This is a genomic window from Flammeovirga aprica JL-4 (genome assembly GCF_012844305.1).
Classification (GTDB): Bacteria; Bacteroidota; Bacteroidia; order Cytophagales; family Flammeovirgaceae; genus Flammeovirga; species Flammeovirga aprica.
Map to the genome: position 1 here is coordinate 1 of NZ_JABANE010000161.1, position 13,494 is coordinate 13,494.

The following is a 13,494-nucleotide window of genomic DNA, read 5'->3' on the forward strand; positions in this document are numbered from 1 at the left end:
CTATAACTTTTGTTTTACGACCCATAATTAGGGTATAAATATAGCTTATATTTTAATTTGTCTCAGTACTTAACTAAAATTAAGTCCTAGTAATTAAAGATAAAAAGAAAGGGCATAAAATGGATATTAAAATCCAAAGCTATTTTGTCTGAATAATCCGATCATAATCTTTTTCTTTCCCCAAATTAAAAATCAGGGTTTCTCCAAAACCTACCGGAATTTTAAAGATGTTTTTCAAAGGCAAAGAAAGTAATGCAGCCCACAAACAGCGGATCACACCGGAATGGGCTACAATCAATACTTTCTCAAAATCTTTATTTCTTAATTCCTCCAAAAAGGAAAAAACACGTTCATACATTTCTGAAAGCGATTCCCCTTCTGCTGTAGGTTCATGGACAAAATCATCCATCCAAGGGTTCAATTCTTCCTGATCAATTTCACTCCACTTCTTCCCTTCCCATTTCCCGAAATTGATTTCTAATAACCTTTTATCTGTTTTAATATCGTCGAAAGGCAATACATTTGAAAGCTTCATACATCGTAGCGCAGGGCTTGAAAAAACAGCATCAAAACCCTCTGGCAAACTTTGTTTGTAGGCTTGTACTTCTTCCTCGAAAGTGGATTTCAAAGGAACATCCATTTGACCATAACATACATCTTTAGGCACATCAACGGCCGTATGACGAATTACATAAACTTCCATAATGCTATAAAACTTAGTATACAGATGCACTCAGCCACCTGCTGTACTGCTCCTAAACAATCCCCTGTATATCCCCCTAACCATTTTTCGAAATACCTTTTTGATAAAACAGTAAGCAGTAATAATGGAAGGAGCACAATACAGAAATAGTAATTATATACTGCTAAAAGTGCTAAAGGAATTAAACCAAAAACAAATGCACCCATAATTTCAACCGCTCCATGGGCTTTTGCAATGGGCTTCACCTTGCTTGTCGCATCATCTCGGGCGTATTCTGATATAAAACAAATACTGATGGCACACAACCTTGACAGTGAATGATAAGCAATAAAAAGTAAGGCAACTAGAAAGAGGTTCTTAGAAGACGCTAATGTAAAAAGCTGTGTCAAGCCGGCGTATTTCATTAAGAAAAGTAAGATCAAAGCAATGACACCAAAAGCCCCTACTCTGCTGTCTTTCATAATGACCAAAATTCGCTCTTTGGTCCATCCTCCTCCAAAACCATCCGCCATGTCTGACAGTCCATCTTCATGAAAAGCTCCAGTGGTTAAGACCCCTACTAACAAAGAGAAAACAATGGAAATAGAGGTGTCGAATAATAGTGAACTCAACCAAAAAGCAACAAAGGAAATACCTCCAACTATCCACCCAATTAAAGGAAAATACCTTGTCGCTTTATTAATATAATCAGGGTTGTGATCTATAGTAAAAGGACAAGGTATCCTTGTATAAAACATGAGGGAAGTGAAGAAAATATTGATTTCTTCTCTCATTTATTTATCTAAAAATTCATCATGGTTACTCACTCCGGCATCTTCAAAACTTGCCATTGTGCTTAAAAACTGTACTGCACTTTTGATCACCGGATAAGCGATAGCTACACCTGTACCTTCTCCTAATCTCAAGCCCAGTTTCAATACCGGTTCTCCTCCTAAATGTTCCAGCATTTTGCGGTGTCCACCTTCATCACTTTGATGAGCGTAAATGGCATTTTCACGAATAGATGGGTTGATTTCTGCCGCCACCATAAACACACTGGTAGTAATAAAACCGTCAACCAAAATCACCATCCCTTGATCTTTGGCTTCTAAGAATGCACCCAACATTTGTGCCATCTCAAAACCGCCATATGTTCTCATCAATTCATTGGCATCTTCGATTTCACCATGAAATTCCTTTGCTGCCTGAAGGGTTTTCAGTTTCTTTTGTACCCCTTCGCTATTAAGGCCTGAACCTCTGCCCGTACACTCCTCTATTGTTAAGTTACAGATCTGACATAAGATCATCGTTGCAGGAGATGTATTAGCAATACCCATTTCTCCAAAACCAATTACATTACAACCTTCTTTCGCCGCATCTTTCACCACACTTCTACCTTTCACAATACATTCCTCATATTGTTCAGGTGTCATCGCTTTACCCGTTAAAAAACTAGCCGTTTCTCTCCCTACTTTATGGTTGATCAATGGTGTATTGGGTTCAAAATCATAATTTACACCTGAATCAACTACTTTAATATTAATGTCATGCTGCATACAGAAAGAGTTAATCGCAGCACCTCCTTGCAAGAAATTCATCACCATTTGGAAAGTAACTTCCTGCGGGAAAGGGCTCACACCTTCATGCGCAATACCATGATCACCAGCAAAGACAATCATATGCGGATTGTTTAGTGTTGGAGACAATGTATTTTGGATTGTTCCTATTTGCAAAGCTAATTTTTCAAGCATTCCTAGTGATCCAAGAGGCTTTGTTTTGAAGTCGATTTTGTGTTGAAGTTCTTTTTTCATTTTGATTGAAGCCCTAAAAGCTTTGTTGTAATAGTTTAGTTGAAAAATAATTTATCGCAATTGTATCATTACCGACTGTAAAAGTCATAAATAATAAACTCTTATAGAAACTAAATGCATGTTAATCTTTAAGTGGACGTCCCTTCTGAATGAAAATCATTATCGCTTAGTGATAATACTTTCTTATAAATGATCCGTTATCTGAGTACCAAAAACAACTGAGCAGTAAAAAATTAAACATTACTAAATTTAATTCAATTTTTATGCTCCTATAGTGCAGTTTGTTAACTTGGGTGGTAAGAACATGTTTGTAATATCTCTTTTTAGATAAAAAATCAAACATGATATTATGATAAATGAAAATGAAAAGATTAACCCTATTATTACTTTTCCTGACTCAGTTGGTTTGGGCACAGGAAAACACATTCAAAAATCCAATTTTACAAGGCGGTTACCCCGATCCTTCCATCACCACTGATGGTGAATATTTTTACATCGTCAACTCTTCTTTTGAGTATTTCCCCGGCTTACCCCTTCATCGCTCTAAGGACCTGGTCAATTGGGAATTTATAGGCTATGGCCTCCACAGAGCTGATCAATGCAACGGTGAAATGAACCTAGTGGATGTTCAACAAAACGGCGGTATTCATGCTCCTACCATCCGTTATCACGAAGGTAAATTCTATATCATCACCACCAATGTTTATAATCCTATTGACGGCTCACCTACCAAAATGATCAACTTTATTATAACGGCGGAGAAGATCACTGGACCTTGGTCAGAACCTCATATTATTAAAGGGGCTCCGGGTATTGATCCTGATATTTTCTTTGATGATAATGGTGATGTTTGGTTTGTAGGAACGCATTCGCCAGAAAACCCTAATTATGAAGGTGAGGGCGAGATATGGACACAGCAACTTGACCTTGACAATTGGAAATTAAAAGGTGAAAGACATTATTTATACAGAGGTGCTTGTGGAGGTGTTTGGGTTGAAGGGCCACACGTGTATAAGCATGATGGAAAGTATTATTTGATGGTCGCTGAAGGTGGTACGAGTTACAACCACGCCATGATGATTGCGGTAAGTGAAAACATGACGGGGCCTTATGAATCGAATGAAAGAAATCCAATTCTGACTACGCGAAACCTTTCGTATGACAACTGGGTGAACTCTACAGGACACGCCGATATTGTACAGCTAAAAGATGGTCGTTGGTATATGGTAGCTTTGGGTATTCGTGGTGATGTACAGCGTGCATCTAATATGGGCAGAGAGACTTTTCTAGTTCCTGTCCAATGGGAAAGAGTGCCTTTCTGGTGGGAAGAAATCAAATATGACTGGCCGGTTGTTGCTCCTGAGACAGGCCGTGTGATGAAAAATGAAAAGCTTCCTTTTGACAGTCATCCACAATTGAGAAACGATGCTTTTATTGATAATTTTGATGGTAACCCGTTAGATTTGGAATGGAATTTCAGAAGGGTTCCTATGGAAAATACTTACAGTCTTAGTGCCAAGAAAGGGCACCTTCGATTATTCTTAAAACCTGAAGTAATACAAAAAAGAGGGAGAACCAGCTTGATGGGTATCCGTCAGAAAGAAACGGATTTTGAATATTCTTCAAAAATGAAATTCAACGCTAAAAAAGAAGGGACAGAAGCAGGTATAAGTATTTTTCAGAAGGATGATAATTTTATTAACTTCACAGTGAAAAAGAAAAATGGGAAACATGTCCTACAGCTTCTTCTTGCTGAGAAAAAGGTGGAGGAGTTACAGGTATTGAAAGAAGAAGTGATTACGGATTATAAAGGTGAAATTATTTTCAAACTGCTTTCAATGGAAAATAAATATGTATTCTCTTATTCTTTAGACAATGGAAAAACATTTATTCCTTTTGAAACTACAAAGTCAGATTACCTCTTGAGTTTTGGGTGGAACAGTGGCTACACCGGTGCATATTGCGGTATTTATGCAACAAGCAATGGAAAACCAACAAAAGAATACGCTGATTTTGACTGGGTGAACTACAAAGGATTTGAATAAATAATGAAGAATTAAGAATGTAGAAAGGTGGATCGTGTTGTGGTCCGTGAGATTATATTTTTGATTTATGTGAATAACTAATTTGAAATGATATCGCCGTGTAGAGCCACAATGCCTTGTGGCTCAAGAACCACCATAAAAACCATATGCTTTTCATTCTTCATTCTTAATTCTTCATTCAAAAAAAGCTTATATAATTTTTTTCAGGGATTACTGTGACGTAACTCCTCTTTTAAACACACTACTAAAATGACAAAACAACTCTTACTTCCTCTCCTCATGATGATGACTATTTGTAATGGTTTTGCACAGCAAATCATACCCCTTTGGGAAGACAAAGACATTCCGAATTACCAAAAATCAGATGAAAAGGAATTAATTCCTGAAAGAGACATCGTTTTTATAAAAAAGATACAGAAACCAACGCTGACTGTCTTTTTACCCTCTAAACAAAGTGCAAATGGCAAAGCAGTTCTTATCCTTCCAGGAGGTGGTTATGCGGGTGTTTCTTATGATTGGGAAGGAACAGACTATGCAAAATGGCTGAACAGTAAAGGGGTCGCCGCTTTTGTTTTGAAATACAGAATGCCTCAAGCGAGGTCAGTAAAAACCTCTTATTTAGCTCCTATCCAAGATGCCCAAAGAGCCATGAGAATCATCAGAAATAACGCATCGGAATATAATGTTGACCTAGATAAAGTAGGTGTGATCGGTTCTTCTGCAGGTGGTCATTTAGCCTCTACTTTGGGTACACATACTAAGGCCTATTACCCAGCAAAAGACAATATAGACCAGCACGATTTCAGACCTAATTTTATGTTATTGATTTACCCTGTGATTACTATGAATAATGAAGTAACACACAAAGGGTCACGAAATAACCTATTGGGAAAAAATCCATCCAAAGAATTAGTCGCTCAATTTTCAAATGAGTTACAAGTAGATGCAAATACTCCCCCTACCTTCATCATCCACTCTGGAGACGATGGCGTGGTTCAAGTAGAAAATGCCATCCTATTTTACCAAGCTCTTGTAAAAAATAAAGTAAAAGCAGATATGCATTTATATCCAACAGGCGGACACGGCTACGGAATGGGAATCCCAAATGATAAAGCACCGAAATGGGCAACTTTGGCTGAAGAATGGTTGGAAAAATAGTATGAGTTAAGAATGAAGAGTTAAGGACTGTACTTCCTTAATTAAGGGTGTCATCCGTAATTTATAGCGATATAACAAATAATGGTAGCTATTTGGACATTTTTATGTTATATAAAACACGGGCCACAACTCTTAACTCTTCATTCTTACCTCTTAACTCTTAATAGGTTTTCTATACTGTGTAGGTGTCTGACCGAATTGTTTCTTAAATGATTTTCTAAAATACTGAGGGTCATTAAAACCTACTTCATAAGCAATTTCAGAAATATTGAGTTCACTTGTTTTCAACAATTCTAATGCTTTCTGCAGGCGTATATTTCTCACAAATTCTACCGGAGGCATACCTGTTTCAGCTTTCATTTTTCTGTAGAACTGAATATTACTCATATCCATTTCTTTTGCGAGTTCAGGAACAGAGAATTCAGCCTCAGAGATATTGCTTTCTATGATTTTTCTAGCTTGATCTTCAAAAGAAACCTCAGCTACCTGCTTTTTCTTTTTCTTAGTTTTCTGATCTCCCTTATCAATATCCAAGATGTTGGATCTCATTTTCAGCAATTGATTTACCCTTACTTCCATATGCTTTGGAGAGAAAGGTTTGGCAATAAAAGAATCGGACCCTGCCTCTAGTGCTTTGATACGTTCCTGTGTATCCGGGTTAGAGGAAAGTAAAATCAAAGGTGTATGTTTTGTCTTCTCTCCCGATTTAATTTTCTCTGCCAATTGCAAGCCGCTCATCCCTTCCAGATAGATCTCTGCAATCACCAATGAAGGATAATATTTCAATACTTTTTCATAAGCATCCAAACCATTATCAGCATACATGATCTTGTATTCCTTTTCTAAAATACTGGCGATATATTCTCTGATTTCTTCCGATTTCTCTACAATCAAAATCAATTCTTCCTTCTCTACCTTCGCCTTCTCTACTTCCTGATTTGCCTTATTGACAAACTGCAGTTTTTCAGTATTAGAATAAAGGAGTTTGGAAACCAATTCAGACGATTCGTTCTCTTTATCTTCCATTGAATAGAAATCATCATCTGAAGGAATAATTAAGGTAAACTTAGATCCTAAGGAAGGCTCACTTTCCACATAAATCATCCCTTTCATCGCCTCAATAATGGATTTTGCAAACGCCAGACCTATACCAGATCCTACATCATTTTTGGTTTTCACCTGATAGAATCTATCAAAAATAATCTCAAGGTCTTCCTTATTAATTCCAATACCCGAATCCTTCACTTCAATAGACAGATACTTTCGAGAATACTTCTGTGGCAGGTTTCCTTTGTAATTCACAAACTTGGGTTGTACTTCTCCAAACTCTACCGTAGCTACATTGACCCACACACCTCCATTGGCCACATTATATTTAAAAGCGTTGGAAAGAATATTGTACAATACCGCTTCCAGCATCACTTTATCTATGTAAACTGCCTCCTGCACTTCAGGTAAAAAATTGATCGTATAGTTAACTTTTTTCTTCTTCGCAATATGTTTGAACGCATCAGTAGCATCTTTAATAATCACCTCTGTTGCTTCCTTCTTCACATTCAAACGCATCTGACCATGCTGACTTTTCGTCAAAAACATCAACTGATCTGTCAGTCTCAACAAACGCTGTGCATTTCTATACGCAATCCCCAGTGGTTCCTGTGTTTCAGTGGCTACAGTACTGTTTTTGGCAATTTGTTCAATAGGTCCTAACACCAACGTCAACGGCGTTCTCAACTCATGAGAAAGGTTGGTGAAGAAGTTCACTTTTCTTTCGTATTCGATCTTCTCATCTCTCATTTTGAGATGCTCATATTTCTCCTCATTGGCCGTATGTACTTTCTTTCTCCACCATACCATAATGTAGGCCATTGCTCCCACAAACAGTAAAGCGTAAATAATATATGCAGTTAATGACCTGTACCAAATAGGAATAATATTGATTTTCAATTCCTTCACTTCTTCTCCCCACTCACCATCCACATTGGCTGCCATAATTTTCAAGGTATAATTACCCGGCATCAATCCATTGTAAGAAATAACATGTTTATCACCCGATGTTTCCTTCCAATCTTTATCTAAAGGCTCCATTTTATAACGGAATACTTTTTTGTCTCCTTTGGTATAATTCAAAGTGGAAAGATAGAAAGAGAAGGTATTTTGATCATGATTCAGATTGATTTCTTCTATATTCTGAATTACATCCTTAAATACCACTTTAGAATTGATCTTCTCATTGGGGTGTACTTCATTACCGTTTAAATCAAACCTTGATATAATAGGTTTCACAGGGTAAGGATTTTCCTTAAAAGAAGGTACTCGAAGTAAATCCACTCCTTTTTCACCTCCAAAAAGCACATTACCTTTTGAAGTTAGTTTCTTTGCTTTATTATAATAACGCTCGTTCAACAAACCATCCTCTGTGGTATAAGTAAAGAACTGTTCCTCTTTCCATTCAAAAGCATTGGTCAATGTAGTACCCCATATTTTATTATCAGGTGTTTTCACAATACTACTGATTGTCGCTTTTAATAACTTATGAGGGATGTTTTTCTGTGAAAAATGATTTCTACTTTTAATAAATTCAAAAAGGCCGTTTTCCGTGGCCACCAGCAAGGTTTGATTATCCTTTTCTACAATATCTGATACCAGCGAGGTGTTCATTGTAGGTGTCTGCACATTAAACTGTTCAATTTTAGTAATCGTAAAATTCTTATCATACATCACTTTCCAAAGCCCTTGTCCTCTACTACCCAACCAGATTTCGTTCTTGCTAACAGGGTAAATTTTAATAATCGGAACATTCAACAACACACGTCCTTTTCCTTTAGTCATAGAAACAAACTGATCCGTTTCTGCATTATAATACGCCAAACCTGCATCCCAAAAACCTACCCACAAGCTTTCATCATAATCACTTTTACTCACTGACATCACATAAGAGTTCGTGATTTTATCGCTTCTCTTATACGTACCAGTAATTTTCGCAGTAGTGGAATTGAGTTGATACACTCCCTTACCGGCAGTACTTACCCAAGTATTATTTCCCTCACTGACTATCCCTGTAATCTGCTCAAAACGGTAATCGTGCTGTACATAATTTCCCAATCCATTACTTTTATCTGAAGCCTCATAATACAGCTTTCCAGTAATTGTCCCTATCCAAACTTTCCCATTGCGTTCTTCAATGGCTACTACAGGATCAATTTCTTTTTGCAGTAACGGTTTTATTGGCTTCTTATAAAGGTCCAATGTATACACACCAAAGTGAGTTCCCACCCAAAGCACACCTGTACGGTCTTCAAAAATGGCAGAAAAACCGGTTCTCTCTGTATATTCTTGATTCAGTTCAATTTGTTTCGTTTTCAAATCAATACTATACACATTGTTAGCCGTCATAAACCACAATGTATTCTCTTTGGAAGGTGAGGGTTGAAGATAAGATTTATTATTATTGATCAGTTCCTTGACCACTTTTCCTTTCAGTTCCTTTTGCTCAAAAGAAGCCGTAAATACCCCTTGCGTATTCGAGCACCAAATTTCATTCTGTTCTGATTGATAAATACTGTATACCCCATGAAAATCATCACCCGTCAATAAAGCCACCTCTTCAGTTTTCACATTAAAACAGCCTAACCCCTGCATGGTACCAAACCACACATAGCCGTTAGGATCAAAATGCACTGAAATCACCAAATCCTGAAAGAGTTGACGATCAAATAAATCACCCAGTTCTCTTTGTGTATACGCCTTAAAAATCTTCTCGCTTGCATTATAAAATGCCAATCCATTCCCTTGTGTTCCTATCCACACATTCCCGTTCTCATCTTCAGAAAAAGAGGTAATCCTCTGAATATTCAATGTACGGGCCGATTCTGAATTCTGCGTCAAATGCTCAAATGAATCCGTCTTTTTATCAAAAATAAAAATACCATTATTGTCCGTTCCAATCCATATCTGACCATTGGAATGCTCCATAATCGCCGCTATTTTTTTATCTAATAACGGCTGATAATCCCTTTCGCCAAATACCGTAATTTCATAACCATCATACTTATACAAACCATCCCATGAGGCAAACCAAATATATCCTTCTTTATCCTGAATCACTTCCGTTACAGAACCAGAAAAATTGGGCAACTTAATTGGCGTGGCTTCTACTGAGGCGGTAATACAAACAAAAAACAGTAAGAGGACAACAAATATTTTATTTAAAAAGTAGGTCATAAAGATGTAATCATTTCTGAGGGTATTAGATTCTTTCAATCTAAAAACTGCAAAATACAAAAAAAATAGGGTTTTTATTGATGACTTTTCTCTTTCAAAATATCTTTGCTCCTAATATTTTCCATTCCAAAAAGTCTATAATGAAAAAATGGCGAGGCCCTAAAATTATGAAAAGGACCTCGACCATATTCTGGGTAAAGAATTTAATCTTTCAAGGGTTTCCTCCTAAAGAGTAAACAATGATATTTTATGGGTTACTCAACTTCACTTATCTGTCTTTTCAACTCTAACACTTATAGATGTGCGAAAGGAGGTGAGAAACCCTATTTGTGGGGTGATTTTTTTTGGAAAAATATTTTAGTGTGGGATGTTTTGAAGGGAATTGAGGAAATGTAGTGATAAGGGACATCAAAATAATAGTACGACATGTACTCCATTCTTTGAATAACAAAACAATTAATATTCTTTCCTTTTTTATATATTTTTCAAAACGAAAACAACCAATCTATATATTACGGTACAATATATTTGTATAATAAGCTACCTTATTGTTCTTCGAAAAAACGTCATATCTCGCTTTATTCAGCTCATTTTCACCTTCTGAATTTTGTAATTTTAAAGCTATTTCTTCTAGCTCACTAAACAACGTTTCTGGCACTTCACTTTTAGGTTTGTAAATCGTATAACTTACGGACTTAACTGAAGCATCTTTGAGTCTGTTGACGGACATTTCTGTATATTTTGTACCCGTGGTATTTGGAACAGTAAAAGTCTCTTTCATTGACTTGTTATTATATGCTTGCTGATACGCAACAGTTACTTGTATTGATTTGCTTGGTATCTCTTTAATTTTTTTATTAAGAATGATACTCAAATAATATGAAGTCCTATCATACCCTTTGGCTCTTAGTGATAATTTTACTTCATCAGTATTATAATTCTTTGTAATAGGAACCAACTTTTCATGTTTCTGAATTTCGCTTTCTATCTTTCGTTTAGCCATTTTATGGTTTACTATTTCATTACTTAAGTCATTCTTTGTAGCTCTGTAAATTGAAATAGAATCTACGTAGGCAAATAACTCTCGATATGTAATGCCTTTGTCTGAAAGCGGAGTACATAAGGTTACTAAGGCTTGTGTGTCGTACCCTTTGTTGATTGCTTTTACAGCCTTTTCTGTATTGTCATAAAGATTTTCTGCTGTAATTTGCTCATTCAATATTGATGAGCAAGAAAAAAAACATATCATTAAACTGGATAAAATTAGATTTCTCATTTTGGTTTTAATAGCACTGTTATCGATAAGAAAAAAGGGAACATCTTTCATTTCCCTACTTATTTTTTACGCACAAACAGTCTGCTATATTTCCCCCATTAGCCCAAAGAAGTTCCCAATTAGTTTCAAATTATTACTTTATTGGAAACTCCTTTAGACCTTTCTTGTAAAAGAAACGTATTTTATCGTTACTAATTTTCAAACTACACCTTCAAAACCCCTCTTCGATACAACTCCATCACAATATCTGCTTCATGAAATGCATCATCTGCTCCTCGGTGTATTTCTGTGTAATCGTTATCAGGAAAGAAAAAATCATAAGCCTCTTCCACTTTGGGCCACTTCCATTTTTTATAGTATTTGTTCCAAGAAACCTTACAGATATCAGTAGATAACTGCATAGGACAATCTAACTTTCTAGGGAACGAAAAGTTTCTGCTTTCCAAAAAGTCAAAGTCGAAAGAGCGGTTAAATGCGGTTGCTCCCAAAGTATAGGTACTGATGATTGATTGCACTTCTTCTCTTAAGTGTTCTAGATTTTTACTGTATCTAATTTCATCAACCGTCATATATCCATTACTCACAATCCAGCTGTTTTCTACACTTTCCAGCGTCATCCCCTTCTCATGGCATACTTTATCAAAAACAATTTGTTTGTCTCCATTTCTTAGATCCAGCTCTACCATTCCTATTTCAGCAATATGTCCGCCTTGATTGAGGAAGCCTGTTGTTTCTATATCTATGATTAGTATTTTATTATCCATCTTTTCTTTTATTCCAATAATATCTCAAGCCTTCAAGTTAAGCTAAATTTGTATTTTTTGAAATGACTGTCCTCAGCACACTCCATCACATTTTTATATTAAACCCTAAAAATCAACGCGTTCCATTTTCTTTAAATAATACAATAAATTGTTTCACGTGAAACGTTTTCATCAACTTCCCCCTTCTATTTATCCCATTGTATCTTAAAGTTTACCTTAAATTTCAGGTATTTTCTAACATAAATCACTCATTTTGAAGGCAAAAAATTATCTTTTCGTATAATTTCCATAAAAACCAATAAATCAGTGATTTAGGGTGATTCTTAGGAAATTGATAAGGTCCAGTGCAAAAACTAATCGGAAAGAGTAATGGTTCTGGAATGTTTATTAAAGTGGCCTCGTACTTGGTTACCGCTCTGTAGAGCCACAATGCCTTGTGGCTTACGAACCACCATAATAACCATTCATTCATTGCCTATAGCTCATTATATTCTACCAACAGACCACACACTAAGCAATAACGTATTTAGTATTTAACTTAAAGAAAGGTTTGTGACTAATCTCTTCCGCAATTTCTCAAAGAAATCAGTTCTTGATTTGTAATACAGTAAAGTGTAAATTGTCTTTGCAACATTCTAATAGCAAACTTAATTATGGTGTCATTGTACTCTATCAGTCCAATATTAATAATAACTATCAATGCTAAAAAAGATATTCCTTTTCATTATTTGTGTCTCATGTACCAATGTAGAAGAAGAGAAATCAAAGTATGATCAAGTTGATTTTATCTCTTTTGAGCACCAAGAATTAATTCCAACTTTAACTGTTGATTCATTAGAAAAAACAATTGATTTATATAAATCCATTTGGGGTGTAATGAAAAAATATGATCATATAGCACCTAATCGCTATCTAAGAATTAATTATAACGATACGGTTTACTACACTAATAATAATGCGAATCACTGTATCTCTACTGGCTATTGTTGCCCTAAAACTACTCGGTTTTACTTTATGGAACATTTTACATCCAATACTGTAGAGGAAATTATTCGTCATTTCAACAGTGTAGAAAAGGCAAGACAAAACAGAAAAATTATCGCGATCAACTTTGATAACAACACAAGCATTGACCAAACATTAAAAATACTCAAACAACTTGAAAGCGAATATAAAAGTGGTAAGTTGAAAGGGTACCCATTCAATGTTGAATTAATTCCGACTAAAGTAGAAGGTGATCAGTACGATACAAATATTAGTGACATTGATTTTGAATATGATTCTATTGGCACAGAAAAATACCTAGAAAATCTGTATAAAGAAGATAGGTTAGAGGCTGAAAAAGAAAAACAAGAACTGAATGATATGAGGATGAGATATAGACAAGAATTGAAGGATGAATTTTCTAATTTAAAAAAAGGAAACTATAAACGTCAAAATGATACTGTATCAAATAAAAAGTTTAGGTATATAAACTTACGTCGCCCAATCACAAAGCTGTTTTTGGGTGACATGAATTGAAGAAACCATCCGT

General features: G+C 35.7%; 9 protein-coding genes. 3 read left to right on the plus strand and 6 right to left on the minus strand.

Going from position 1 to position 13,494, the window contains the following annotated elements; all coding sequences use genetic code 11:
* Positions 1 to 139 precede the first annotated feature (139 nt).
* Genes cobC through cobT form a run of 3 tightly spaced genes read right to left on the minus strand, consistent with a single transcriptional unit; the run spans position 140 to position 2,493 of the window.
* Entirely contained in the window at positions 140 to 703 is a 564-nt protein-coding gene (gene cobC / locus HHU12_RS31035; RefSeq protein ID WP_169660628.1) for an alpha-ribazole phosphatase, read from the minus strand.
* Complete coding sequence (locus HHU12_RS31040) at positions 688 to 1,476, minus strand: adenosylcobinamide-GDP ribazoletransferase (RefSeq protein WP_169660629.1); 789 nt, start codon at positions 1,474 to 1,476, stop codon at positions 688 to 690. Before HHU12_RS31040 ends, cobC begins: the two co-directional genes overlap by 16 nt.
* Positions 1,477 to 2,493 (minus strand): nicotinate-nucleotide--dimethylbenzimidazole phosphoribosyltransferase, encoded by a 1,017-nt coding sequence (gene cobT, locus HHU12_RS31045; RefSeq protein WP_169660630.1) that lies wholly within the window; start codon positions 2,491 to 2,493, stop codon positions 1,477 to 1,479.
* A 362-nt stretch (positions 2,494 to 2,855) separates the two neighbouring features.
* Here cobT and HHU12_RS31050 point away from each other — a divergent pair, with 362 nt between their 5' ends.
* Together HHU12_RS31050 and HHU12_RS31055 are read left to right on the plus strand one after the other, a co-directional pair.
* On the plus strand, positions 2,856 to 4,538 hold the full coding sequence (locus tag HHU12_RS31050; RefSeq protein WP_205960042.1) for a glycoside hydrolase family 43 protein: 1,683 nt from the start codon (positions 2,856 to 2,858) through the stop codon (positions 4,536 to 4,538).
* Between the two features lie 249 nt (positions 4,539 to 4,787).
* Positions 4,788 to 5,696, plus strand: coding sequence for an alpha/beta hydrolase (locus tag HHU12_RS31055; protein WP_169660632.1), 909 nt, complete (start codon positions 4,788 to 4,790; stop codon positions 5,694 to 5,696).
* A gap of 153 nt (positions 5,697 to 5,849) precedes the next feature.
* Here HHU12_RS31055 and HHU12_RS31060 read toward each other — a convergent pair whose 3' ends face one another.
* The 3 genes from HHU12_RS31060 to HHU12_RS31070 all read right to left on the minus strand — a co-directional run bounded on the left by HHU12_RS31060 (position 5,850) and on the right by HHU12_RS31070 (position 11,960).
* Complete coding sequence (locus HHU12_RS31060; protein WP_169660633.1) at positions 5,850 to 9,920, minus strand: hybrid sensor histidine kinase/response regulator transcription factor; 4,071 nt, start codon at positions 9,918 to 9,920, stop codon at positions 5,850 to 5,852.
* A gap of 505 nt (positions 9,921 to 10,425) precedes the next feature.
* Positions 10,426 to 11,247: a hypothetical protein gene (locus tag HHU12_RS31065; RefSeq protein ID WP_169660634.1), complete on the minus strand. Its 822-nt coding sequence runs from the start codon at positions 11,245 to 11,247 to the stop codon at positions 10,426 to 10,428.
* Positions 11,248 to 11,399: 152 nt separating this feature from the next.
* Positions 11,400 to 11,960 carry an exonuclease domain-containing protein gene (locus HHU12_RS31070; protein WP_169660635.1) on the minus strand — a complete coding sequence of 187 codons (561 nt, stop codon included), beginning with the start codon at positions 11,958 to 11,960 and terminating at the stop codon, positions 11,400 to 11,402.
* Positions 11,961 to 12,659: 699 nt separating this feature from the next.
* Here HHU12_RS31070 and HHU12_RS31075 point away from each other — a divergent pair.
* Entirely contained in the window at positions 12,660 to 13,481 is an 822-nt protein-coding gene (locus HHU12_RS31075; protein ID WP_169660636.1) for a hypothetical protein, read from the plus strand.
* Positions 13,482 to 13,494 lie beyond the last annotated feature (13 nt).

Excerpts from the sequence above, each read along its gene's own strand:
- cobC (WP_169660628.1), bottom strand. The coding sequence starts at position 703 with ATGGAAGTTTATGTAATTCGTCATACGGCCGTTGATGTGCCTAAAGAT.
- HHU12_RS31040 (WP_169660629.1), bottom strand. The coding sequence starts at position 1,476 with ATGAGAGAAGAAATCAATATTTTCTTCACTTCCCTCATGTTTTATACA.
- cobT (WP_169660630.1), bottom strand. The coding sequence starts at position 2,493 with ATGAAAAAAGAACTTCAACACAAAATCGACTTCAAAACAAAGCCTCTT.
- HHU12_RS31050 (WP_205960042.1), top strand. The coding sequence starts at position 2,856 with ATGAAAAGATTAACCCTATTATTACTTTTCCTGACTCAGTTGGTTTGG.
- HHU12_RS31055 (WP_169660632.1), top strand. The coding sequence starts at position 4,788 with ATGACAAAACAACTCTTACTTCCTCTCCTCATGATGATGACTATTTGT.
- HHU12_RS31060 (WP_169660633.1), bottom strand. The coding sequence starts at position 9,920 with ATGACCTACTTTTTAAATAAAATATTTGTTGTCCTCTTACTGTTTTTT.
- HHU12_RS31065 (WP_169660634.1), bottom strand. The coding sequence starts at position 11,247 with ATGAAAGATGTTCCCTTTTTTCTTATCGATAACAGTGCTATTAAAACC.
- HHU12_RS31070 (WP_169660635.1), bottom strand. The coding sequence starts at position 11,960 with ATGGATAATAAAATACTAATCATAGATATAGAAACAACAGGCTTCCTC.
- HHU12_RS31075 (WP_169660636.1), top strand. The coding sequence starts at position 12,660 with ATGCTAAAAAAGATATTCCTTTTCATTATTTGTGTCTCATGTACCAAT.